21 protein-coding genes and 4 pseudogenes are annotated in these 19,396 nt (G+C 40.1%); 4 read left to right on the forward strand and 21 right to left on the reverse strand.

All coding sequences use genetic code 11. From position 1 onward, the window contains the following. Nucleotides 1–51: 51 nt before the first annotated feature. From NOS7107_RS16480 to NOS7107_RS16490, 3 genes are all read right to left on the reverse strand, one after another. Complete coding sequence (locus NOS7107_RS16480) at nucleotides 52–861, reverse strand: ABC transporter permease (protein WP_015114090.1); 810 nt, start codon at nucleotides 859–861, stop codon at nucleotides 52–54. Continuing rightward, nucleotides 862–1,863 carry an ABC transporter ATP-binding protein gene (locus NOS7107_RS16485; protein ID WP_015114091.1) on the reverse strand — a complete coding sequence of 334 codons (1,002 nt, stop codon included), beginning with the start codon at nucleotides 1,861–1,863 and terminating at the stop codon, nucleotides 862–864. 898 nt (nucleotides 1,864–2,761) lie between these two features. Then, nucleotides 2,762–4,465: an iron uptake porin gene (locus NOS7107_RS16490; RefSeq protein WP_253274449.1), complete on the reverse strand. Its 1,704-nt coding sequence runs from the start codon at nucleotides 4,463–4,465 to the stop codon at nucleotides 2,762–2,764. Between the two features lie 185 nt (nucleotides 4,466–4,650). Here NOS7107_RS16490 and NOS7107_RS16495 point away from each other — a divergent pair, with 185 nt between their 5' ends. Continuing rightward, nucleotides 4,651–6,063 carry a hypothetical protein gene (locus NOS7107_RS16495; protein ID WP_015114093.1) on the forward strand — a complete coding sequence of 471 codons (1,413 nt, stop codon included), beginning with the start codon at nucleotides 4,651–4,653 and terminating at the stop codon, nucleotides 6,061–6,063. A gap of 31 nt (nucleotides 6,064–6,094) precedes the next feature. Here NOS7107_RS16495 and NOS7107_RS29425 read toward each other — a convergent pair. The 5 genes and pseudogenes from NOS7107_RS29425 to NOS7107_RS16505 all read right to left on the reverse strand — a co-directional run. After that, nucleotides 6,095–6,316, reverse strand: a pseudogene (locus NOS7107_RS29425) (MFS transporter); the annotation flags it as partial. Then, complete coding sequence (locus NOS7107_RS16500) at nucleotides 6,276–6,755, reverse strand: MarR family winged helix-turn-helix transcriptional regulator (protein WP_015114094.1); 480 nt, start codon at nucleotides 6,753–6,755, stop codon at nucleotides 6,276–6,278. The gene NOS7107_RS16500 and the pseudogene NOS7107_RS29425, both read right to left, overlap by 41 nt. Before the next feature lie 19 nt (nucleotides 6,756–6,774). Then, a pseudogene (locus tag NOS7107_RS28640) lies at nucleotides 6,775–7,001 on the reverse strand (ABC transporter permease); the annotation flags it as partial. A gap of 45 nt (nucleotides 7,002–7,046) precedes the next feature. Then, nucleotides 7,047–7,220 carry a hypothetical protein gene (locus NOS7107_RS28645; RefSeq protein WP_157374055.1) on the reverse strand — a complete coding sequence of 58 codons (174 nt, stop codon included), beginning with the start codon at nucleotides 7,218–7,220 and terminating at the stop codon, nucleotides 7,047–7,049. 215 nt (nucleotides 7,221–7,435) lie between these two features. Beyond that, a complete protein-coding gene (locus NOS7107_RS16505; RefSeq protein WP_015114095.1) occupies nucleotides 7,436–7,975 on the reverse strand; it encodes a (2Fe-2S) ferredoxin domain-containing protein in 540 nt (179 codons plus the stop codon). Nucleotides 7,976–8,081: 106 nt separating this feature from the next. Here NOS7107_RS16505 and NOS7107_RS16510 point away from each other — a divergent pair, with 106 nt between their 5' ends. Beyond that, nucleotides 8,082–8,432, forward strand: coding sequence for a four helix bundle protein (locus NOS7107_RS16510; RefSeq protein ID WP_015114096.1), 351 nt, complete (start codon nucleotides 8,082–8,084; stop codon nucleotides 8,430–8,432). A gap of 37 nt (nucleotides 8,433–8,469) precedes the next feature. Here NOS7107_RS16510 and nifT read toward each other — a convergent pair whose 3' ends face one another. The 7 genes and pseudogenes from nifT to NOS7107_RS16550 form a co-directional block, all read right to left on the reverse strand. Beyond that, nucleotides 8,470–8,673 (reverse strand): putative nitrogen fixation protein NifT, encoded by a 204-nt coding sequence (gene nifT, locus NOS7107_RS16515; RefSeq protein WP_015114097.1) that lies wholly within the window; start codon nucleotides 8,671–8,673, stop codon nucleotides 8,470–8,472. Next, on the reverse strand, nucleotides 8,648–8,935 hold the full coding sequence (locus NOS7107_RS16520; RefSeq protein WP_015114098.1) for a nitrogen fixation protein NifZ: 288 nt from the start codon (nucleotides 8,933–8,935) through the stop codon (nucleotides 8,648–8,650). The genes nifT and NOS7107_RS16520 overlap by 26 nt, the downstream gene beginning before the upstream one ends. Then, the gene (gene nifV / locus NOS7107_RS16525; RefSeq protein WP_015114099.1) at nucleotides 8,922–10,055 is read right to left on the reverse strand and encodes a homocitrate synthase; all 1,134 of its coding nucleotides are present in this window, start codon (nucleotides 10,053–10,055) and stop codon (nucleotides 8,922–8,924) included. The genes NOS7107_RS16520 and nifV overlap by 14 nt, the downstream gene beginning before the upstream one ends. A 386-nt stretch (nucleotides 10,056–10,441) precedes the next feature. Continuing rightward, a complete protein-coding gene (locus NOS7107_RS16530) occupies nucleotides 10,442–10,639 on the reverse strand; it encodes a DUF2949 domain-containing protein (protein ID WP_015114101.1) in 198 nt (65 codons plus the stop codon). A gap of 124 nt (nucleotides 10,640–10,763) precedes the next feature. Beyond that, the gene (locus tag NOS7107_RS16535; protein WP_015114102.1) at nucleotides 10,764–10,997 is read right to left on the reverse strand and encodes an Asr1405/Asl0597 family protein; all 234 of its coding nucleotides are present in this window, start codon (nucleotides 10,995–10,997) and stop codon (nucleotides 10,764–10,766) included. Between the two features lie 45 nt (nucleotides 10,998–11,042). Next, nucleotides 11,043–11,807: a serine O-acetyltransferase gene (cysE, locus tag NOS7107_RS16540; RefSeq protein WP_015114103.1), complete on the reverse strand. Its 765-nt coding sequence runs from the start codon at nucleotides 11,805–11,807 to the stop codon at nucleotides 11,043–11,045. A gap of 750 nt (nucleotides 11,808–12,557) precedes the next feature. Continuing rightward, nucleotides 12,558–12,764 (reverse strand): annotated as a pseudogene (locus NOS7107_RS16550) (hypothetical protein); the annotation flags it as partial. A gap of 64 nt (nucleotides 12,765–12,828) precedes the next feature. Here NOS7107_RS16550 and NOS7107_RS16555 point away from each other — a divergent pair. Together NOS7107_RS16555 and NOS7107_RS16560 are read left to right on the forward strand one after the other, a co-directional pair. Further along, entirely contained in the window at nucleotides 12,829–13,335 is a 507-nt protein-coding gene (locus NOS7107_RS16555) for a helix-turn-helix domain-containing protein (RefSeq protein ID WP_044499669.1), read from the forward strand. After that, nucleotides 13,326–13,862, forward strand: a complete 537-nt coding sequence (locus tag NOS7107_RS16560; protein WP_083889664.1) for an IS630 family transposase — start codon at nucleotides 13,326–13,328, stop codon at nucleotides 13,860–13,862. The genes NOS7107_RS16555 and NOS7107_RS16560 overlap by 10 nt, the downstream gene beginning before the upstream one ends. A gap of 33 nt (nucleotides 13,863–13,895) precedes the next feature. Here the strand turns inward: NOS7107_RS16560 and NOS7107_RS16565 are convergent. The 6 genes and pseudogenes from NOS7107_RS16565 to NOS7107_RS16590 all read right to left on the reverse strand — a co-directional run. Further along, nucleotides 13,896–14,183, reverse strand: a pseudogene (locus NOS7107_RS16565) (hypothetical protein); the annotation flags it as partial. 90 nt (nucleotides 14,184–14,273) lie between these two features. Beyond that, the gene (locus NOS7107_RS16570) at nucleotides 14,274–14,717 is read right to left on the reverse strand and encodes an HNH endonuclease (RefSeq protein WP_015114104.1); all 444 of its coding nucleotides are present in this window, start codon (nucleotides 14,715–14,717) and stop codon (nucleotides 14,274–14,276) included. 9 nt (nucleotides 14,718–14,726) lie between these two features. Further along, entirely contained in the window at nucleotides 14,727–14,981 is a 255-nt protein-coding gene (locus tag NOS7107_RS16575; protein ID WP_015114105.1) for a hypothetical protein, read from the reverse strand. A 169-nt stretch (nucleotides 14,982–15,150) separates the two neighbouring features. After that, nucleotides 15,151–15,375 carry a type II toxin-antitoxin system HicB family antitoxin gene (locus NOS7107_RS16580; RefSeq protein ID WP_015114106.1) on the reverse strand — a complete coding sequence of 75 codons (225 nt, stop codon included), beginning with the start codon at nucleotides 15,373–15,375 and terminating at the stop codon, nucleotides 15,151–15,153. Further along, nucleotides 15,372–15,596, reverse strand: a complete 225-nt coding sequence (locus tag NOS7107_RS16585; protein WP_015114107.1) for a type II toxin-antitoxin system HicA family toxin — start codon at nucleotides 15,594–15,596, stop codon at nucleotides 15,372–15,374. The genes NOS7107_RS16580 and NOS7107_RS16585 overlap by 4 nt, the downstream gene beginning before the upstream one ends. A 15-nt stretch (nucleotides 15,597–15,611) precedes the next feature. Continuing rightward, nucleotides 15,612–19,334, reverse strand: coding sequence for a HEAT repeat domain-containing protein (locus NOS7107_RS16590; RefSeq protein ID WP_015114108.1), 3,723 nt, complete (start codon nucleotides 19,332–19,334; stop codon nucleotides 15,612–15,614). Nucleotides 19,335–19,396: the final 62 nt, after the last annotated feature.

Raw genomic sequence — 19,396 nt, forward strand, 5'->3', positions numbered from 1 at the left:
TGTCATTTGTCTTTTGTCTTTATTAATGACTAATGACCAATGACGAATAAACTATTGCCGTTGAAAACGTAGGGCATCAATTGATTGCGCTGTAAGAAAGATACCTAAAAAAATGTAACTAGCAAATAACATTAAGGCGCTGGTGTCGAAAATTCCTTGGATGAAAGTGTTGTAATGTTTGAGTAATGACAAATGACCCAAGGCTTCACCAACAGGGCCACCAATACTTTTAGCGATTAAATCAACAAATAACAGTAACAGAACCAAGCCAAAGGTGAGAACAGCGGAGAGGATGGTGCTATCTGTTAAGGAGGAAATAAACATTCCCAATGATAAAATTGCAGATGCCAGCAAGATTAAGCCTAAATGACCGAGTAGGGGAATAGCTGGCGACATAGGTGGATTGGAACCACTAAGAGCGATCGCTTCAAATATCAACAGTGGTGCAACCATTGTAATTAAGAATGTCACTACACCCAATAATTTGCCGACGGCTACTGCCCAATTCGTTAAGGGTGAGGTGGCTAAAAGTTCTAATGTGCCGCGTTTGCGTTCTTCGGCGTACAGTCCCATCGACAAAATTGGCAAAATAAACAGCAATAACCAACCCATCCGGTCTAAAAATGCCCGAATAAATTCATAAGGGACATCAATTAACGGTACTGGTACGCCTTGTTGACCTTGTAAGTCGATGGCTGCAACGGCTGGCAAAATTCCATCGGGGCCAAACAAAATTGTCACGAAAAATAACCCGGAGATAAACCAAAATACGCCAGCGATCGCATAAGCTAAGGGCGAGATAAAGTAACTCTGTAATTCTCGGCGATAAATGGCAATAATATTCGCCAGCACTATACCCATTTACGCTGCTTCTCCTTCGTTGGCTATTGAGTTTATTTCTGGTTCAAAATGCTTTTCTTCGGTTGTCAGTTGCAAGAATACATCTTCTAAGGTGGCGCTGACTCGGCGCATTTCTTGTAAACCAAATCCAGCCCGGATTAAGGTGGCGGCGATTTCTCGTCCCGGTTCTGTTCCCGGTTGAGCAATCACTCGCAAATAAGCCCGACCGTCTGTAGCATGGATCAGATGATGACCAGGAATTGATTCTACCAGACTCACGCCCGCGACGTTTTGCAATACTTGTTTTGCTAGGTTTGCCTCGCCTTCAATTTCTAATTCATATCCTGAGCCACCTGTCAACTGTGTCATCAGGCTTTCTGGGGTATTGGTGGCGACAACTTTACCGCGATTAATAATAGCGACACGGCTACAGGTCATGCTCACTTCCGGCAAAATGTGGGTAGACAAAATAATCGTGTGTGTCCCCGCGAGACTTTTAATCAAATTTCGCACTTCGATGATTTGTCGCGGGTCAAGTCCAACGGTGGGTTCATCAAGGATAATGGCTGGCGGGTCGTGAACGATCGCCTGAGCAATGCCCACTCTTTGGCGATATCCTTTAGAAAGTTTGCGAATAATGACTCGCTGCTTATCTTGTAAGTTACATCGCGCGATCGCTGCTTTGACTTTCGCAGTGAGATCGCCTGCTGCTACTCCTTTGATTCTGGCGACGAAATGCAAAAACCCCTCTACCGTCATTTCTGGATATAACGGCGGTGTTTCTGGTAAATAACCAATGCGTTGACGCACAGCCAAAGAATTATCATGGACATCAAACCCAGAAATCTTAGCTGTACCGCTAGTTGCAGGTAAATAACCTGCTAAAATTCGCATCGTTGTGGTTTTACCAGCGCCATTCGGCCCTAAAAACCCTAAAATTTCCCCTGGTTCAACCCGAAAAGTTACATCTGTAATCGCTGGGGTAGAACCGTAAGTTTTACTGAGATGGTCAACTTCAATCATCGGTCTAGAGGCGATCGTCAACTAGAGAATACCCAACAATCTTAGATCATGATGGAATAGTTGTTGGTTTTGTGCCTCTAAAACACGCAAAAATATTAGTAATTTTTACTACTTACTCTCATTTAAATAACTTTCACCCCAGAGACATTAATAAATGACACAAATAACCAATATGGGTTACTAAATAAGACTGATAAAGAGATTCAAAATGCTATTTTTATCTTGAATATTTTGGCATTTTGGCATCTAATAAAGATTTTATTGTGCTAAATTGATCAACACTACAAGAATGACTTTGGTTAAAACACTAAGTAGAGGATGAATACTGTTCTTATTGCTTAAATCATGAGTATTCTTGACAATCTACTAAGTTTAATTTGTATGATTCTTTTATAATCCAAGGTGCATCGCCACTTTCAAGCTATTGCGACGGGTGAAAGCCCGTCTTTTATTTTGGTGATATTTGCCAATCAAGCCATAAAAACATCTAAATATGTCAGAAATCTATAAACTATATCAGCAGTTTTTAATTTTGAAATAATTCCTGGCAATGATTTTATTTTAATGTAATTAAGAATACATTCTTAGCTTAGTATCAGTTTTTATAAGTTTTGGATACATCCCAGAGGAAGATGCTTTGAAGCAAAAATCATGAGTAAATAAATGCGGGATGTTGTTATGCACTGGATTTATAGTCAGGTTTGGTGGTGAGCCAAACCTTTTTTCTTTTTAATAAAAAACTTAAGTAACATAAGATTTTGAATTATGTCGCGTGCTATGGATAAGCAAAAATAAAATCATGTTAATGAATTGCCGATAAAATGTAAAATTATGAATCATTTGTCAACAATAAGACCCCCAACTTACCGAAGAAGTCAGGGGTCTAAAACTCTCAATACTAAAACAAAAAGGTACTCCGAAGAATACCAATCGTAATTGGGTCGCTGTCTGGTGTATGTCCAGGTTCCAAGATATGAATGATCCCTGGCGTAATGTAGATGTTATCTGTCATTCTAAAACGATAAAAAGCTTCGATTTGAGTGGTGGTTCCTGGTTGTCCACCGGCGCGTCCTAAACCTGTATTCTCAAAATCAGGGACATTATTACCCACAGGTAAATTACTACTCGTAATTTTTGGTGGTTGTCCCACATAAATACCGCCTAAATTACCTGGAGCAAATAAATCGGGGAAGTTTAAAAATACCATGTAATTCGTCGTTTCTACACTACCCGATCGCCCAGGAATAGACGAAGTAGTATAACCACCCCATGCACCCAAAGTCACGCGAGGTGAAATTTGCCAACTGAGTGTCCCACCATAGGCGTTGGTTTGTAAGGGCGCGCTAGATGCTGTTAAACAATCATCACCCACAAAGGTGAGCAAACAACCATTAGAAGCATAATTATTAACGTAATACAAACTCAAATCAACAGTATCAATTGGTGTTAATAACAATTGCACCGCTGTAGTTGTAGTGCCATCAAACAAACCACTACGTTCACCAGGTTTCCCAGGAGTATAACTAGTATACAAAGCTTGTATACTGGCACGTTTAGCAAATTGCCAATCTACAGCAACTCCGCCGTGACCAAAGCCGGTGTTTAAAATCGGGTTTCTTTGGGCAAACAGAGATAAGGGGCCTGTGGCTGCACTCTCGACTCGTACCGGGCCGCGGAAAGCGTTGCTCATATTTACGCCTTCTGTTCCCACCATCACAGCTAATTTATCTGTGACTAACCAACGATAATTCAAATCACTAATAATTAATTTCTTATCTGTAGGAAATTCGTAGCTGAGGATAACATCATTGCTGAATCTCGGTGAAGTCACACCATCGGTAGCTAATAACCCTGTAAATAAAACACTACGAGGAGTTAGCTGAGTAGTTAAACTCAGATAAGAAAAAGTCAAGACGTTAATGTTTGTACCATTATCATTTGAATCTTTTATGCCATCTCTAGGATTAACGTCACCACGGTTAGAACTCCGCCCTTGAACACCAGCAATTAACAGTCCGTTAAGTTTTGTTGTAGTAGAAAATTGGTTAGCTTGAATTTCGGCGCTACGTGCTTCTAAGCTATCTACTCGTCCCTGCAAGGTGGCTAATTCGCTACTAAATTCTGTTTGTAGGCGTTTAATTGTCTCTAAATCTGCGCGAGTTACGAGTTCGGCGCTGGGTGCTGCTACTGCGATAATTTGGTTAATTTTATCTAGACAAGCATTCATCCCCGCAGCAAATTCATACCTAGTGACAGCGCGATCACCACGAAATGAATTATTCGGATAGCCAGCAATGCAGTTATAGCGCTCTACTAAAGATTGTAAAGCCGTAAAAGCCCAATCGCTGGGTTGGACATCATTCAATTGCGACACCGATGTGACTTGTGCCATCGGTTCCTTATCTTCTTTTACACCCTGATCTGTTGCAGCGGTAGGAAATATCGAGGAATTTTGGTTGTCTAAACTTAGACTTGCTTCTGTCTGTGTATTTGTATAATCCTGGGCGGATGCTGTTTGTGATCCGCTGTTTAATCCTGCTATCAAGAAAGATGCGATTATCCAAAATTTCAGATAATTATAGCGAATCACGTTAAGTTTCAATTTCTTAAACTCTACCTACAATACTGAAGTTCGAGTGTAAGCAAAAATATCAGATCCGGCATGAGAATTTTTACCGACTTTGTACTAAATGAGACAAAACTTATTCTGGGCAACAGAAGAAAACGCGAGTATAAAAGTAAAAATAACCAGCCTTACACCACCACCTAAATTGACCGAGAAGCAATATGGCACATCCCTCGCGCAGACTATCACTCAAATTTTTTAGACGCAATCAAACTTCCACAGACATTGTAGAAAAACCGCCAGAGCAGGGAAATTTGCTGACATCAACAATAGCAATCACTGTTTTGTTTAGTAGTGCTGGGTTAATTATGGTGTTTGCTTGGATTAGTTGGCTGTTTATTTTCAATCCTGAAAAGATAGTTTGGCTGAACAAGTTTTTACCAGAATGGGCGCAAATTCCCTTCGGTTACAGCGAACACCCGCACACCTTACCAGAAATTCAAGCCAGCTTACAAGCACAAAAACAAACATCCGGGGCGACTCTGGCTTTAGATAAAAACGAAAACGCATTTTTATTGCCAATTTTTCAGCAACGCACCAATTGTCAGTCTAATTGTCAAGAACTAGCAGCACTGCGGGTTTATCAACTAGCAACAGACTCAGAATTTAAATCAAAAAGAGAAAAATACTATCGTCTAGCGACGCAACTATCTGTAACTGGAATCGAAAAATCTTTGATTGAAGGGACAGCAGAAACTGATGATACTAATACTCTGCTACCTTTGAACACGATTAAAGGTTTTGATGACGAAACACCAGCATCAGGAGCGTGGTTTAATTTACAAGGACAATATAAAAAAGGCACAACTGCGATCGCCTATGGTCAAATTTTGTACTACAATCCAGAACGCTCTAACTTAATCCAACTTCTGTCTTGGAAAAATTCTAACGGCCAATTACCAAAATGGCAGCAAGTTACTGGTAGCGACGCTAAAGAATTAATCCTAGATCAAACAGTCGGTTTAGAACCCCAATTACGCGTTTACCAAGTTAAACCTACCAAGCTTTACCTTAATCCAATTCAGCTAGATAAAATTTCTCTGAAACCACCAGCTATTAAAGATACTGCTTACCAAAATGCCATATCAATTGCGCGGAGTGGTTTGTGGACACCAGCCTTAGAATCTTTAAAATCTCTTCAAAAACAAGGTAAAATTGCCTTACCTGCTACAGCAAAAGCGCAAATCGATTTAATTCGTCTACATGCTCAATTTACCAAAGCCCAAGCAGAAAAAACTTGGGCTAGTCCTAGTGAACAAGTCTTGGCGGATTTAATTGATGGACGTTGGTCTCAAGCTTTAAAAGTATTTAAATCATCACCTCAAAATGCACAAGAAATTTCCATCCTCTTAAAAGCAGAAAAAGGCAACTTGTGGAATCGTGTAGCAACAACATTAGAAGTTAATCCACAACAGCCAGAGGTATTAGCTTGGGGGGCGTTAATTTTAGCCGTTCAACAAGGAAATGAAAGTGCTAATTCTTGGCTAGAAAAACAGCCAAAAATTACCAAAGATACCATTGCAGAGATTCAATATTTGCTCAAACGATTAAATCATGAGTCAGCCAAGTCTTAAACCTCGACAAATCACTACAACTACCTTTTCTCAGAGCAATAATGGGTAAGACTTGGGCGAGTCCCTCACCGCCCAACGCTAAAGCTGAATCGGTGCTACCAGTCGATAGATACAGTCTGCATTTGTGAGCCAGTAAATAGCAGCAAACGCCCGATGGTCAATAATCTATAGTCTCGAAATCTCAGAGCCGCAAAGGATCATGTTGTCCAGGCTCATGATTCTGGGGGGTGGATTTCTGTTTGATCGAAGACATTTTTTAAGAAGGTTAACCCTTGTTCTATCTGGGCAAATTCTTCAGCTGACAAACTATTGAGAATGTCAGCAATTTGAGCGCGAGTGTGATTGAGGGATTGCTGAAGATGGTACTTTCCCTCGTCAGTTAAATTGAGAACTATCCGCCGTCGCTCTTGGGGATGGTGTTCGCGCTGCACTAAGTTGCGCTGTACTAGCCGTTCTATAGTTGCTGAAGCTGTAGCCGAGGTGACACCGAGATGTTCTGCTAAACCAGAGAGTGAACCACCAGGATTACGATTGATAAATGCCAGCGATCGCAACTGGGGAATTGACAAAAACCCGGCGTTATGCTCTCGCATCTCCTTTCTAATAAACCGCATCACTAATGGAATAGTATCCATTACTTTGGCAGCACATTCTTCAGAAGTCGCACCATGTGAGGGTTTATCGAGCTTCATGGGCTAGTCATTCTCCTACTTACATCGCCACCCGTGGATAAGGTTTGCCACAGATGAGGGTTAATATTATTAATGTTAGTGGCAGAACTGTACAATCTAACCCAAACCCATAGAGACTTGTACTGTTAAGTAGCATTGTGCCGCGTAAAGCATCAACCTCATAAGTTAGGGGTTGATATGGGAAATAAATTTTAGCCAGTTCGGCATTAAGGAAATAGGATAAATCGCATTACTGGCAAAAAATAACAGCATAATGCTGGCTGAACGGCTCTGACAGCTAAATCTGTGGGATTATGACGTAGTTTGCGAATTTCTAATTCGGCGATCGCTGGTATGCTGTAATGCAGAATTGGTATTACTCAGCCTGATAGTTTTTGCTAGGGCAATTGTCAAACACCACAAGTAGAAAACCGCAACCAAATTTTGCAGCAAGCCTTGACAGTAGCAGAATTCTGTCAGCGACATGAAAACCAATGGGGAGGATCAAAGCTATATGAGCAGTGATGAAATATACAAATAGGACTTACGCAAAAAACCTCTCAAACTCTCATTCCTCTGTGTCCTCTGCGTCTCTGTGGTTCGTTATTCCGTAACTTGTGCGTAAGTCCTAACAAAAAACAAATAGGGGTAAAAGTTTTACCCCTATACAGTAATATATACATTTGCAAAGAAGCTGGAATTTAGGTTAAGTGATTTTCTAGCAAAGATGCGATCGCTTCTGGGTGAAGTTTTTTATACTTCTTTTTACCAAGCTGCAAAACGCAGTTAGGGGCGCTGCTGCAACGCTTTTGACAGTCTGTGTGTTCAATTTTTACTTTGTCTAACAAACCGCGATCGCACAAAGTTTTTTCTAGTTCTGATAATAAGCCTTTACCACCTCGTTTCACACAACCAGATTTTTGACAAACCATAATTTTAGCTTGTGGTGGCGGTGAGAATTCTTGATTTGAGCAAATATCAAGTTGTGTTACTTGATGTGCTTTAATTTTCATCTTGCCAGTGTGGGTATTGACTTTAGTCACACCACAAATGTGAATTTGTTCACCAACAGTTAAACTACATTGCAAAATACCACGCAATTTTTTGGGTAATTTAATATGCAAATTACCAGAAGAAATTGCTAATTGCAGATATTTAGCTTTTCCTGATTTCATGCCAGAAAAACCTAGGAACTGCCCTTCTAGGTTCAATTCTGATAACTTGAGATATTTGTCACCCATGTTAACTACTCAAAATTTAACTAAAGTTTTGAAAGGCAGGAGGCAGAAGGCAGGAGGCAGAATTTTATGTAATGATGGAATTCTCCAAACTTCTGCCTTCAAACTTATGAGCTACCGTGAACAATTTATTTGGAAAAACAGAATCGCGCTGGCAATTCAGTGTTATCAATTAACTGAACATTTTCCTAAATCTGAACTTTATGGCTTAACAAGTCAGATTAGAAGTTCTTGTGTTTCTGTACCGTCAAATATTGCGGAAGGCTATGGCAGAAAAACAAAAACTGAATATATTCAGTTTCTTCATATTGCGTTAGGTTCTTTGCGAGAACTTGATACGCAGTTAATTATTGCGAAAGAAGTTAAATTGGCAAATCAAGAATTATTTATTCCTGTTATGGGAGAGGTTGATAGGCTGCAAGGAATTCTAGTATCTACTTTGCAAAAGATGAAAACTTGATTTCCTCCTGCCTTCTGCCTCCTGCCTTCTTGTATTTCTAAGCCAAGCGTTTAGCTTCTACCGTTTTAGGTAAATTAGCTGCATCAGGTATTTCGGGGAATTCTAATTCCCAACCATTGGCTAAGGTAAGAATTTTTCCAGCTTCACCGTCTGTTTGTTTAACCACTACTTCTTCTAAATCTTTTTTAGCGACGTAGACTGTTAAATTACCAGCATCATTCATCCGTAGCATTACCTTCATGATTTTCCTCGGCAGATTCTAGTTCTTTTTTACGACAACCAACAACGATTCCTTTATCTAAGAAATGCACAGCATAAATATAGGAACGTTGTAGAAAAGTACCTATACTTGAGATGTAACCAATATCTCCTTTTTTTGCTAATATCTCTCCAATTTCTCTACCGGGAAATGTACCATCGTTTTTAATTTGTTTGCGGAGTCTGACTTTTTCACCAATTTCAAAATCGGGTTCTGACTCTAATTCATATTCATCGGGTTGCATGAGAATACCTCTGTTCTTTTACCAAGTTCAAAAGTTCTTCTGTTGTGAGGCTACGTTTTTTCTTAACTGATTGCTGGCGAACTGCATCTAAAACAGACTGGGTTTCTTCAGGATTGAGAAAGATACCATGCTGCTGAAGCAAGTTAGATACCAAATGCTTACCAGAATGTTTACCAACGACTAAACGTCGTTCCCAACCTACTTCTTCCGGCGCAAAGGGTTCGTAGGTGTTGGGGTTTTGGAGTACGCCATGAGCATGAATTCCAGATTCGTGAGCAAAGGTATTTTCGCCAACAATTGCTTTCCAAGGTGGTACGCCAGCACCAGCAGCAGCGGCTACGAGTTGGGATAATTCCAACAAACGGGGTGTGTTGATACCCATATCTAAGCCATAGATGCGTTTGATGGCCATGACAACTTCTTCTAAAGCAGCGTTACCTGCTCTTTCACCTAACCCATTAACAGTGGTGTTAACAGATATAGCTCCACCTTTAATTCCGGCTAGTGCGTTAGCTGTCGCCAAACCGAAATCGTTGTGGGTGTGGATTTCGACAGGAATTGATAGCCAGGAAACAAGCCGTTTAACTTTTTTGTAGGTGGTGAAAGGATCGAGAACTCCTACGGTGTCGCAGAAGCGAAAGCGAGATGCACCCCATTCTTGAGCATACAGAGCGACATCTAACAAGAAGTTTTCATCGGCTCTGGAAGAATCTTCGCCACCGACGGCTACCCAAAGACCGCGATCGCGTGCATAACTGATACAATCTTTGAGTCTTTGCAGACTTACTCGCCACTGTCCATGAAATTTCGCAGCGATTTGGATACCAGAAACGGGTATCGCAATATGGACTCGCTGCATTCCACAGGCGATGGAAGCTTTAATATCAGAAATAACAGCGCGATTCCAAGCCAAAAGGTTGGCTTTTAATCCCAAGTCAGCAATGATTGAGATGGCACGCATTTCTTCTTCTCCCATTGCTGGGATACCAACTTCTAATTCATGTACGCCGATAGCATCAAGAAATTTGGCGATCGCAACTTTTTCTTTTAAGGTAAAAGCAACACCTGCTGCTTGTTCGCCATCGCGTAATGTAGTGTCATTAATGATGATTTCACTCATTTCAAACAGCCTCATAGGTATTTTTCTTAATATTCTTTCTGGAGCGTTAACTGTTTTCCGCAACGCTAAGTAAAGGTAAATGCTATAAATTAATACAATTAATATTTTGTCTTCATCATTCTTTAATATTACCCAGATTAAGATATTGCATCTGTATGACAGAAAACAAAACGACAGTATAATTTAACCGCCATTTTTACTATTGTCAGACAAAGTTTTTTCGAGTAGGAGATATCCTAGATAAGTATTAACTAGACTCGAAGTTAATAAGAAAGCAAAGCCACAAATTAAGCTGGGAATCATAGTGCTATCTCCCAATAATTGCAAGTCATTTCCGCCAAAAAGTTAAGATGGCGATCGCTATCGCCTGGAAGCTAGAAAGTCTTTCATGGCTGCTCATCCAGCCAATCTAAAATCTGTTCTAGCTGTTGTAAGTTAACCAATCCATATTGCCAAAGCAGCATCGGTAATGGTGCATCATCGAATTTTTTGTGTCGCAGGGCTACAGCAATATCTGCATTGGTCAGTTCGATTTCTGTATGTAAAAAATTGATGAATTTTGATTCTTTTGTGCGGGTGGACATAATTAGGGCGGAAACAGATAAGTATAGAGAAGAATTAAAGTTTGTGAATGCAATTTAAGCGACGGAAAAAATCAGAACAATCGATATTACAGAGGCTGATTTTTTGCTGTAAGTAAACGCAGGTTTATAAATACCAGCAATGTTCTAACCAATTAACTAATTCTTGACGGGGAGCTAAACATTGCATAACGGTACTGCGGACTAAAATTGCGGCGAGTAAACTGTTTACTTGTACCCGTAAAGAACCATCGGGGGGGCAAGCACAAGGAATCATCAACTCTTGTAAACGATAGTAGATTCGCCAGCGATCGCTCAACGGAATCTGTAAAACTTGCTCACCTAAACCTTGATCTGCCATTAGTCATTCGTCCTTTGTCCTTAGCGTAAAATTAGTTACTACGTTTTATTCTTTTGCTTTTTGACTTTTAACTTTTGACTGACTGATTGACTCGTAACTTTTAAGTTTTTGTTCAAGTTGCTCAATGCGAGAAAGTAAGGAACGAATCACAGTGGCTTCTACGTCTGGGAGTTTGTTGTGTTCCAAGGGAGAGTGATGATTGTCTTTGCGAGAGATAATCCTTCCGGGAACGCCGACAACGGTAGAATCAGCAGGAACATCACGCAACACAACCGAACCTGCACCCACACGAACGCGATCGCCAATTTGAATATTCCCTAAAACCTTTGCACCTGAACCAATCACAACGTTTTTACCCACAGTTGGGTGACGTTTCCCGCTTTCCTTCCCAGTTCCGCCGAGAGTCACTCCTTGGTAAATCAGCGTGTAGTCTCCCACAATCGCCGTTTCCCCAATCACAACCCCCATCCCGTGGTCGATAAATACACCTTTTCCAATCTCTGCACCTGGGTGAATTTCAATTCCCGTGAAGAATCGACCAATATGAGAAATTAAGCGCGGAAAGAAACTTACTTTTCGACAATGCAACCAGTGGGCGAGACGATGTAAACACAGCGCGTGCAATCCAGGGTAGCAAAACACCACCTCTAACCAATTACGTGCAGCAGGGTCACGTTCAAAAATAATCCGAAAATCACTCAACACCGGCTCAAAATCAAAGCCAGCAGAAAGTAAACTTTTCAGCAGGGATGTTTTTACAGAATCTGGCGCTACTGTCGTTTTTTGATTACTGTCTAATGACTGTTGCATTGTTACTGTCTGGGTAAAAAAGCCTTGTGCTATTTTTATGCTTATAGCAGGCGACTCCCAACAGGACAGTACACTCTATGTCGGTTGGATTTATTGTATTTATTAAGGTTGTACTCAACGACTGCAAAGCTTGATTTTCAATTAACTTCAATATTCTCTTGGGGTAGGGGTACTAGTTTTTCAAGGTAGGGGTACTAGCATTTCTTGGGTGGGGGTATCAGAATTGCGGTACTCACTATCAAACGCTTTGGCTATCAGCGATTGCTACGATTTAGCCAAGTTATTTTACGATATATTAAGCTGTACTCAATTGCCCGGAAATAGCCTGTAGAGACGACTACAACTTAATTTCTGTATCCCTAGTTACGATTGTAATTTTACGGTTTTGCCACACAAAAAACCGATTTCTTCACTTTGTTTTAGCCTTTATTTTTTGTAAATATCTATACTTTTATTATGATTAAATTGTCTCAAATTTATGCAATTAATAAAGCTTGCTACGCCACTACTGATATTTGCTGAACAAAGCAGTTCCGCGAGTCATTAATGAAGCTCCAACACTCATTAATGGAGTTCCAAACTTGATTAATGAAGCTCAGAGGCTCATTAGTGGAGTTATAAGCCTCATTAATGGAGTTCCAAACTTGATTAATGAAGCTCCAAAACTCATTAATAGAGTAGCAACACTCATTAAATAAGTTCCAAACTTCATTAATGAACTTCTAACACTCATTAATGAGGATTAATTGCTCACGAACCAGACGCAGCTTTAGATGGTCTACCTTTGATAGCTTTGAAGCGTTCACCTAATTGTTCAGCCAGAGTTTTTAAGCCTGGAGTTTTCTTTGATGCTGTCTTGACATAATTATATACAGTTAAACTGCTGCTCATAGCTTCACTACCGACTGCCAGTAGAGTATCATCTACTTGTTCAGTGAGTTGACGCATAGAAATTATACCAATTTGAAAAAAGAATGCGACAAATGGTAAAAATAGACAGAAGTAGCATTCAGGGTATGTGATGGTAGGGGTAACACAAATCGAGATAGAAGAAAGTGTCGAGGAACTAGAGAAGTTGCTCAAACATCAAAAACAGTCTCGGAGCAAAGAACGTATACAAGCCCTATATCTGATTAAAGGGCAAGAAATGAGTGTAAGTGAGATTGCTAAAATCTTGGGAAAACATCGAGCTACAGTACATCGATGGTTGGCAGATTATCGAGAAGGAGGAATTGAGGCGGTTGTTGAATTTGGAACGAGTTCAGGTCGAAAAAGAGCAATACCAGATTGGGCTGTATCGAGTTTGAAAAAACAACTCGAACAACCAGAAGGTGGGTTTCAACGGTACACACAAATACAACATTGGTTAGAAAAAACCTTGGGTGTGCAAGCTGAGTACGCAACTGTACATCATCTGGCACGTTACAGGCTCAAAGCCAAGCTGAAAGTCCCACGTCCGCGTAACCGAAAACAGGACGAAGAAAAACTAGAGTCTTTTAAAAAAAACTCGGTGATGACTTGCAATTAATTGCTCAATACAGTGCCATTATCTTGCCTCAGTACGAAAATATTCGTTATTTTGTACAAGATGAGAGTCGATTTGGACTCAAAACCATTGAAGGACGTAAAATTACTCTTCCCGGAGTTAAGCCTATTGGTGATTGGCAGTGGCAATTTAAAGCGTTCTGGCTATATGGAGCAGTTGAACCACTTACTGGGGAAAGTTTATTTTGGCAGTTTTCTCATGTTGATACCGAATGCTACCAACAATTTTTGAACGAGTTCGCTGCCTGTTATCCCAAATCACTTAACATTCTCCAAGTTGATAACGGCTTATTTCATCAAGCTAAACGTTTACAAATTCCAGAGAATATTGTTCTTTTGTTCCAGCCTGCTCATTCTCCTGAACTCAATCCCATAGAGCGCGTTTGGGAATATCTCAAGCAAGACTTGAAATGGGAGCTATTTGATAACAGGCGAGCATCTGCAAACCAAGGTTGCTCAACTCCTAGCTCTCCTCACTCCTCAAATTGCTGCTTCTTTGACTGGTTATGACTTCATCCTCAATGCCTTATCTGTCGCAAACATTTTTTGAATTGGTATTAACACTTCACTAAGTGCGATCGCTAACTGATAATCTTTTACCAACTCCTCAACATCAAAAGTAGCTGGCAGAATATTACGGTTAGACTGAGCAGCCGCCGCACTATTATTGACAAAAGCCAGACTTTTATCACCCATCTTGACCATCTTCCGCCATTCTTCCGCGCTGAGAGTTACCAAAAAGGGAAGTTTTGATTGCACTGTCTGGAGCGCAGCTTTAATTTCTTGGATATCTGCTGGCGAAAGGGATGCGGTAATATTTTGATAAGACATAGTAGATTCACCAATGCAATGAGGGAGTTAAGTAGCAATATTTGCTAAGTATATAATTCCCATTGGTGAGGGTAAAAGCACACAATTACTCTACTTATTTATCCGTTTTAAAGCCGACTTAGATGGATACTGACCAGATAAAATCAACGCTTGCCTTTCAATCACTCGCTCATCACAATTAAAATCGAAAATGCGGGCTGTTACTTCTCCAATATCTGTTAGTGGTTGAATCACACCCTCACCTAAGCGAAAATGCTCGCCCCAAAAGTCTCGACGCGGGTTAAAAAATCGCACAAGTTCACCAGTCTGCCAATTAATTGAACCTAAATCCGTCCCCTTTTGCAAGTTGCAGAAAATACAGGCATAGCAAAGATTATCTGCTGTAGTTGCACCGCCATGTTTCACGCTAATTATATGGTCAACTTGACAACCCGATGACCTATCTGATTCAGAAACAAGACAATATTCGCAAATATAATCAGCGCGACGAGCAACTAAACGCCGCAGTTCTGCATTAATGTAAAGACTAGACACAGGAAAAACTTACTCCGCCTTGAGGTATTGATGGGCTTTTGCTTTTGCTAAGGTCATAATATGTTCTAAGGTGAGGAAATGATCTAATTCCTTCTTTTCCTCTGGTGTGAGTTCTCCCATTTTGTGTTGATAAACCAGATATTCTAAACGCTCTTTTGTACTATCCGAGAGTTGAAACTTCACCACACTTTCGGGAGTAGTCCCAGCTGCAATAAACTCAACAATTTCGTCGTAGACTTTGGCTGTATTTATAGATGTAGTCATAAGAGGTTGTTTGAAAAGTGGCTGATTGTGATTATTAGCACTTCTTGATCCCCCCTAACCCCCCTTAAAAAGGGGGGAAATGCTTCAAAGTCCCCCTTTTTAAGGGGGATTTAGGGGGATCGAGATATGTGCAACTTCACATTGAATTGGTATTACCCATTTAATTTTATTATGCTACCTTTAAAGACTTGTCCAAAGTTTGCGGCTCTGGTAAAGTTTCGCCATCTTCTAAAGCTGATTCAATTAGCATTTCTAAAACTTCCTGAGCATTTTTTAAAGCTTCTTCGTAAGAATCCCCGTGTGTACAAGGCTGCATTACATTAGTAAATTCAGGCAGCGAAACCACATAACATTTATCTTCATCTGACCATTGAATAATAATTGTGTATTTCATTCTTCAGCATCCTCCGCTTTTTCTATTTTCTCTAATTCTGCAAGTGCTTCATTAACTTGCTTTTCTAAATAAACTTTGGCATCACTACCATCTTTACCAGCGATGATGATAGCTTGAGGCAATAGCGGATGTATCCATTTACTATGACTACCCTTTGCAGGCTTATAAGTAAACCCAGCTTGCAGCAATAACCTTTTTAGTTCTCTAATTTTCTTGGGCATAACCTCAGTTTATGTTCACCCTTGCCACCGTTTCAACTGTTTCTCTGCATACTCCCGCACTTCCTCATCTGGGTCATTTTCGGCTCTGTCGCGCAACAGTGGTAAAGTCTGGGAATGCTGGGGATATTGTTTGACAATTATCTCCAGTGCAACGCGTCGGGGATTTGGGATAATATCATCATGGCTACCCTTAAAGGGGTCATTAATAGAAAAGTTGTGGTAGAAATCGAACAGTTCAGACTGAGATTTGTAAGCTAGGGCTAATTCTTGCATTGCTGTCCGTCGCACACTCCAATCATCGTCAGCAGTTGCCCTTTCTTGCAGAAAAGTTTTGGTATCGGAGTCATCCCTGTAAGCGTAAGCTAATTGTTCCACTGCTGTCTGTCTTACATATGAATCTGCATCCGCAATTGCCCGTTCTCGCAGAAAAATTTTGGTACCTGAGTCATCTTTGTAAGCATGAGCTACTATTTCCACGAGTGGCCCTCGCACATCTGAATTATTATCAACAGTTGCCCGTTCTCGGAGAAAAGTTTTGGTGTCGGGATCATCTTTATAATTTTGAGCTAATTCTTCTACTGCTATCCATCGCACATCTGAATTATTATCAGCAGTTGCCCGTTCTCGGAGAAAAGTTTTGGTGTCGAGATCATCTTTATAATTTTGAGCTAATTGTTCCACTGCTTTCTCCCGTACACGAGGACTATTATCCACAGTCGCCCTTTCTAAGAGAAGCGTTTTAGTGTCAGAGTCCTCTTGATAAGCATGAGCTAATTGTTCCACTGCTGTACGTCGTACTACCGAACTATTATCAGCAGTCGCCCGTTCTTGCAGAAAAATTTTGGTCTCAGAGTCATCTTTATAAGCGTGGGCTAATTGGAACACTGCTGTTCGCCGTACTACTGAACTTTCATCAGCAGTCGCCCGTTCTCGCAGAAAAATCTTGATGTCGGAGTTCTGCTTGTAAGCCTGAGCTAATTGTTGCACTGCTATCTCTCGCATACTCCAATCATCATTCATAGTAGCAATTTCCATGAGAAGAGTTTTGGTATTGGAGTCATCTTTGTAAGTTCGAGCTAATTGTTCCACTGCTGTCTGTCGCATAAATAAATTTTTATCCGTAGTCGCTCGTTCTTGGAGAAAAGTTTTAGTGTTGTGGTCATCTTTGTAAGCCTGAACTAACTGTTGCATTGCTGTGCATCGCACATCCGAATCTTTATCAAAAATTGCAAGTTCTCGTAGAAAGGTTTTGATGTCGGAGTCATCTTTATAAGCCTGAACTAACTGTTCTACTGCTGTCTGTCTCACATTTGAATTTACATCCACAGTTGCCCGTTCTTTAAGAAAAAGTTTGGTGTTAGCATTATCTTTATAAATTTGAGCTAATTTTTCTATTGCTATCCATCGCACATACGGATGCTCATCCACAGTTGCAATTTTTTGTAGAAAAGTTTTGGTGTCAACTGAATCTTGCCAAGTTGTGGCAATTGTTGCAACTGCTTGAGTGCGAATTTCTTCAACTAGCTGAATTTCTTTGTCATCCTGCGATAAGCCGTCATCACAGGGTTCATATCGAGTTAAATTCTGCAAGAGAGTTAGTAACTCATCAGCTTTTGGCATAATTACTGAGCGATTTCTTACTTCTGCAAGACACTTAGCTGCTAAAAACAAATTAATAAACTTTTCCTCTTCACCATTCAGCGATATTAAATAATCAATAATCTCACCAACAAATTTTGGCTCAATCATCCCAGCAATTAACAGCAAGACTTCGTGCCATGTTTCATCCTGCCAGTGTTTACCAAAAACATCTTGCTTTAATACCTCAATACTGAGCGTCTGCGTTTCTTTAAACTGCCAAACAAACTCCCAGGCACAGAAATATTCTAAAAAAGTCCGATGCACAAAGGCATAATAATCAGCCCCCAGGAAACACAACATAAAGTTACGAGTCCGCAGTTGGTTAATCATTACCCTTGCGGCTTGTCTGGGTTGATTAATTTCTAAAGTTCTTAAATATGCAGCCAAAATATTTTCTAATTGACTGTCACGAATCAAATTACCCGCTAAACCTTTATCACTGGTTTGCATACTATAGGCAACTTGACGCAACATTGCTTGTTTATCTTTATAATCAATAGTTTTATGGTCTAGCCGTTCATCTTCTACTAAAGCACGTTCCACATCCCACTGATGCAGCAGTACCCGCGATGCTTGATTATAAAGTTCGGCTCTATCTCTAGGCAATTCCTGATTACGATTTAAAATTGCCATCATCGTCAACAGCAGAGGATTTCCTGCTAATTCAGTAATAGCTTTAGAAGCTTCAATTCCTCTATGTAATCTTTCCCGTTTTCTGACTTTATCCGCTTCATCACTAAAAGTTAACTCATGCCAACGGTGAATAAAATCTTGAATTTGTTCTGAGTCTAAATCTTGCAGCATAAAGTGACGAAACTCAGCATCACGTAATCTTTGCGGTTTATAACCAATCACGCGAGAAGTCACAATCACCTGGACATTAGGATAGTCATTAGTAAAGCGATGAATATCAGTAATCACATCCTCCCGTTTACCAGGATCAAATACTTCATCTAAACCATCAAACATCACTAAAGCGTTTCCAGCTTTTAGTTGTTCATGCAGTTGATGTTGATTTAAGTGAGTCATTACCCCGCTACATTTATGAAAAAATTCGAGAAAGTTATGACATTCTTTATCATCACGCCGCCGCATATAAGTGCGTAACTCAATCAGCAACGGAATTGGTAACGAAATAACATTATCTAGTGGTGAATTTGCCCAATTCAACGCTAAATACTGCAACAACGTAGACTTACCCGAACCAGGATCACCCAAAACCACAATATATTTATAAGTCTGTTTATCATTAACAACATCTAATACAGAACGTATTGGTTGCTCTAAATAAACCCGCTTGTGATTTTCTAATTCTTCTGCTGCGATTTCTGTTTCTACTTGGTCACTTTCCCGCAGTCGTTTTAAATGTTCTTTCGGCAGTTCATGTACTTGCGGTAAAACTTGATGCACTTCCCGCACATTTTGAGCAATAAACATGCGCCATAACTTCAGTTCGTTATAGGCGTAACCTGTTGTATCCAAACTATCTAACTTCAAATTACCGTAGCATTCGCGGATGGCTTCTTGATATTTAACCAAGTTGAAATCTGCAACAATCCCAGCAATCTCTTTAGTATTCGTTTCAATATTAGATAATTTTTGTAATTCTAAAATAGAATGCAATTCTTTCGATTTCTCAAGCAATTCTTGGACTTGTATAAAATACTGTTCAGTTAATAATTCCCAGTTAAATTTAGCTGGTAAAGCTTTGAGTTGTACCTTTTGCCAACTATCTTCTAAAATTCGAGAGTTTAAATCTTCGCAGCTAATATCAAAAGCTTTACCAAGAGTTTCTTTGACAGATTTATCACTAATAAATTTCTTAATATCCCCGGTATATTCTTTAATTTCACCTTCCGGCAGTTTACACCGCACCTTTAACTGCTGCTGCATCAGTTGTAAAAACTCTTTCAACGCCTTACCCGCAGCAATATCAATATCGTCCTTCTTCAGTTTCTCAAAAACCTTACCAGGAATGCCTTTTAATATATCCTTCGCCCAATCTTTTGCCGCGTCTTTAGCTAAATCTTCTAAAATTGGTTTAAAAATCAACCCCGCACCTTGAGCAACTCCCCAGATAACCAACCAATCAAGCATAATACCCGCATCCGCAGAGATTTTAATTACGAGTATATACACCAGCCTCAGCCAGCATTTCC

It is taken from the genome of Nostoc sp. PCC 7107 (assembly GCF_000316625.1).
GTDB lineage: Bacteria > Cyanobacteriota > Cyanobacteriia > Cyanobacteriales > Nostocaceae > Nostoc_B.

Excerpts from the sequence above, each read along its gene's own strand:
- NOS7107_RS16480 (WP_015114090.1), bottom strand. The coding sequence starts at position 861 with ATGGGTATAGTGCTGGCGAATATTATTGCCATTTATCGCCGAGAATTA.
- NOS7107_RS16485 (WP_015114091.1), bottom strand. The coding sequence starts at position 1,863 with ATGATTGAAGTTGACCATCTCAGTAAAACTTACGGTTCTACCCCAGCG.
- NOS7107_RS16495 (WP_015114093.1), top strand. The coding sequence starts at position 4,651 with ATGGCACATCCCTCGCGCAGACTATCACTCAAATTTTTTAGACGCAAT.
- NOS7107_RS16500 (WP_015114094.1), bottom strand. The coding sequence starts at position 6,755 with ATGAAGCTCGATAAACCCTCACATGGTGCGACTTCTGAAGAATGTGCT.
- NOS7107_RS28645 (WP_157374055.1), bottom strand. The coding sequence starts at position 7,220 with ATGTCGCTGACAGAATTCTGCTACTGTCAAGGCTTGCTGCAAAATTTG.
- NOS7107_RS16505 (WP_015114095.1), bottom strand. The coding sequence starts at position 7,975 with ATGGGTGACAAATATCTCAAGTTATCAGAATTGAACCTAGAAGGGCAG.
- NOS7107_RS16510 (WP_015114096.1), top strand. The coding sequence starts at position 8,082 with ATGAGCTACCGTGAACAATTTATTTGGAAAAACAGAATCGCGCTGGCA.
- nifT (WP_015114097.1), bottom strand. The coding sequence starts at position 8,673 with ATGAAGGTAATGCTACGGATGAATGATGCTGGTAATTTAACAGTCTAC.
- NOS7107_RS16520 (WP_015114098.1), bottom strand. The coding sequence starts at position 8,935 with ATGCAACCCGATGAATATGAATTAGAGTCAGAACCCGATTTTGAAATT.
- nifV (WP_015114099.1), bottom strand. The coding sequence starts at position 10,055 with ATGAGTGAAATCATCATTAATGACACTACATTACGCGATGGCGAACAA.
- NOS7107_RS16530 (WP_015114101.1), bottom strand. The coding sequence starts at position 10,639 with ATGTCCACCCGCACAAAAGAATCAAAATTCATCAATTTTTTACATACA.
- NOS7107_RS16535 (WP_015114102.1), bottom strand. The coding sequence starts at position 10,997 with ATGGCAGATCAAGGTTTAGGTGAGCAAGTTTTACAGATTCCGTTGAGC.
- cysE (WP_015114103.1), bottom strand. The coding sequence starts at position 11,807 with ATGCAACAGTCATTAGACAGTAATCAAAAAACGACAGTAGCGCCAGAT.
- NOS7107_RS16555 (WP_044499669.1), top strand. The coding sequence starts at position 12,829 with ATGGTAGGGGTAACACAAATCGAGATAGAAGAAAGTGTCGAGGAACTA.
- NOS7107_RS16575 (WP_015114105.1), bottom strand. The coding sequence starts at position 14,981 with ATGACTACATCTATAAATACAGCCAAAGTCTACGACGAAATTGTTGAG.
- NOS7107_RS16580 (WP_015114106.1), bottom strand. The coding sequence starts at position 15,375 with ATGAAATACACAATTATTATTCAATGGTCAGATGAAGATAAATGTTAT.
- NOS7107_RS16585 (WP_015114107.1), bottom strand. The coding sequence starts at position 15,596 with ATGCCCAAGAAAATTAGAGAACTAAAAAGGTTATTGCTGCAAGCTGGG.
- NOS7107_RS16590 (WP_015114108.1), bottom strand. The coding sequence starts at position 19,334 with ATGCTTGATTGGTTGGTTATCTGGGGAGTTGCTCAAGGTGCGGGGTTG.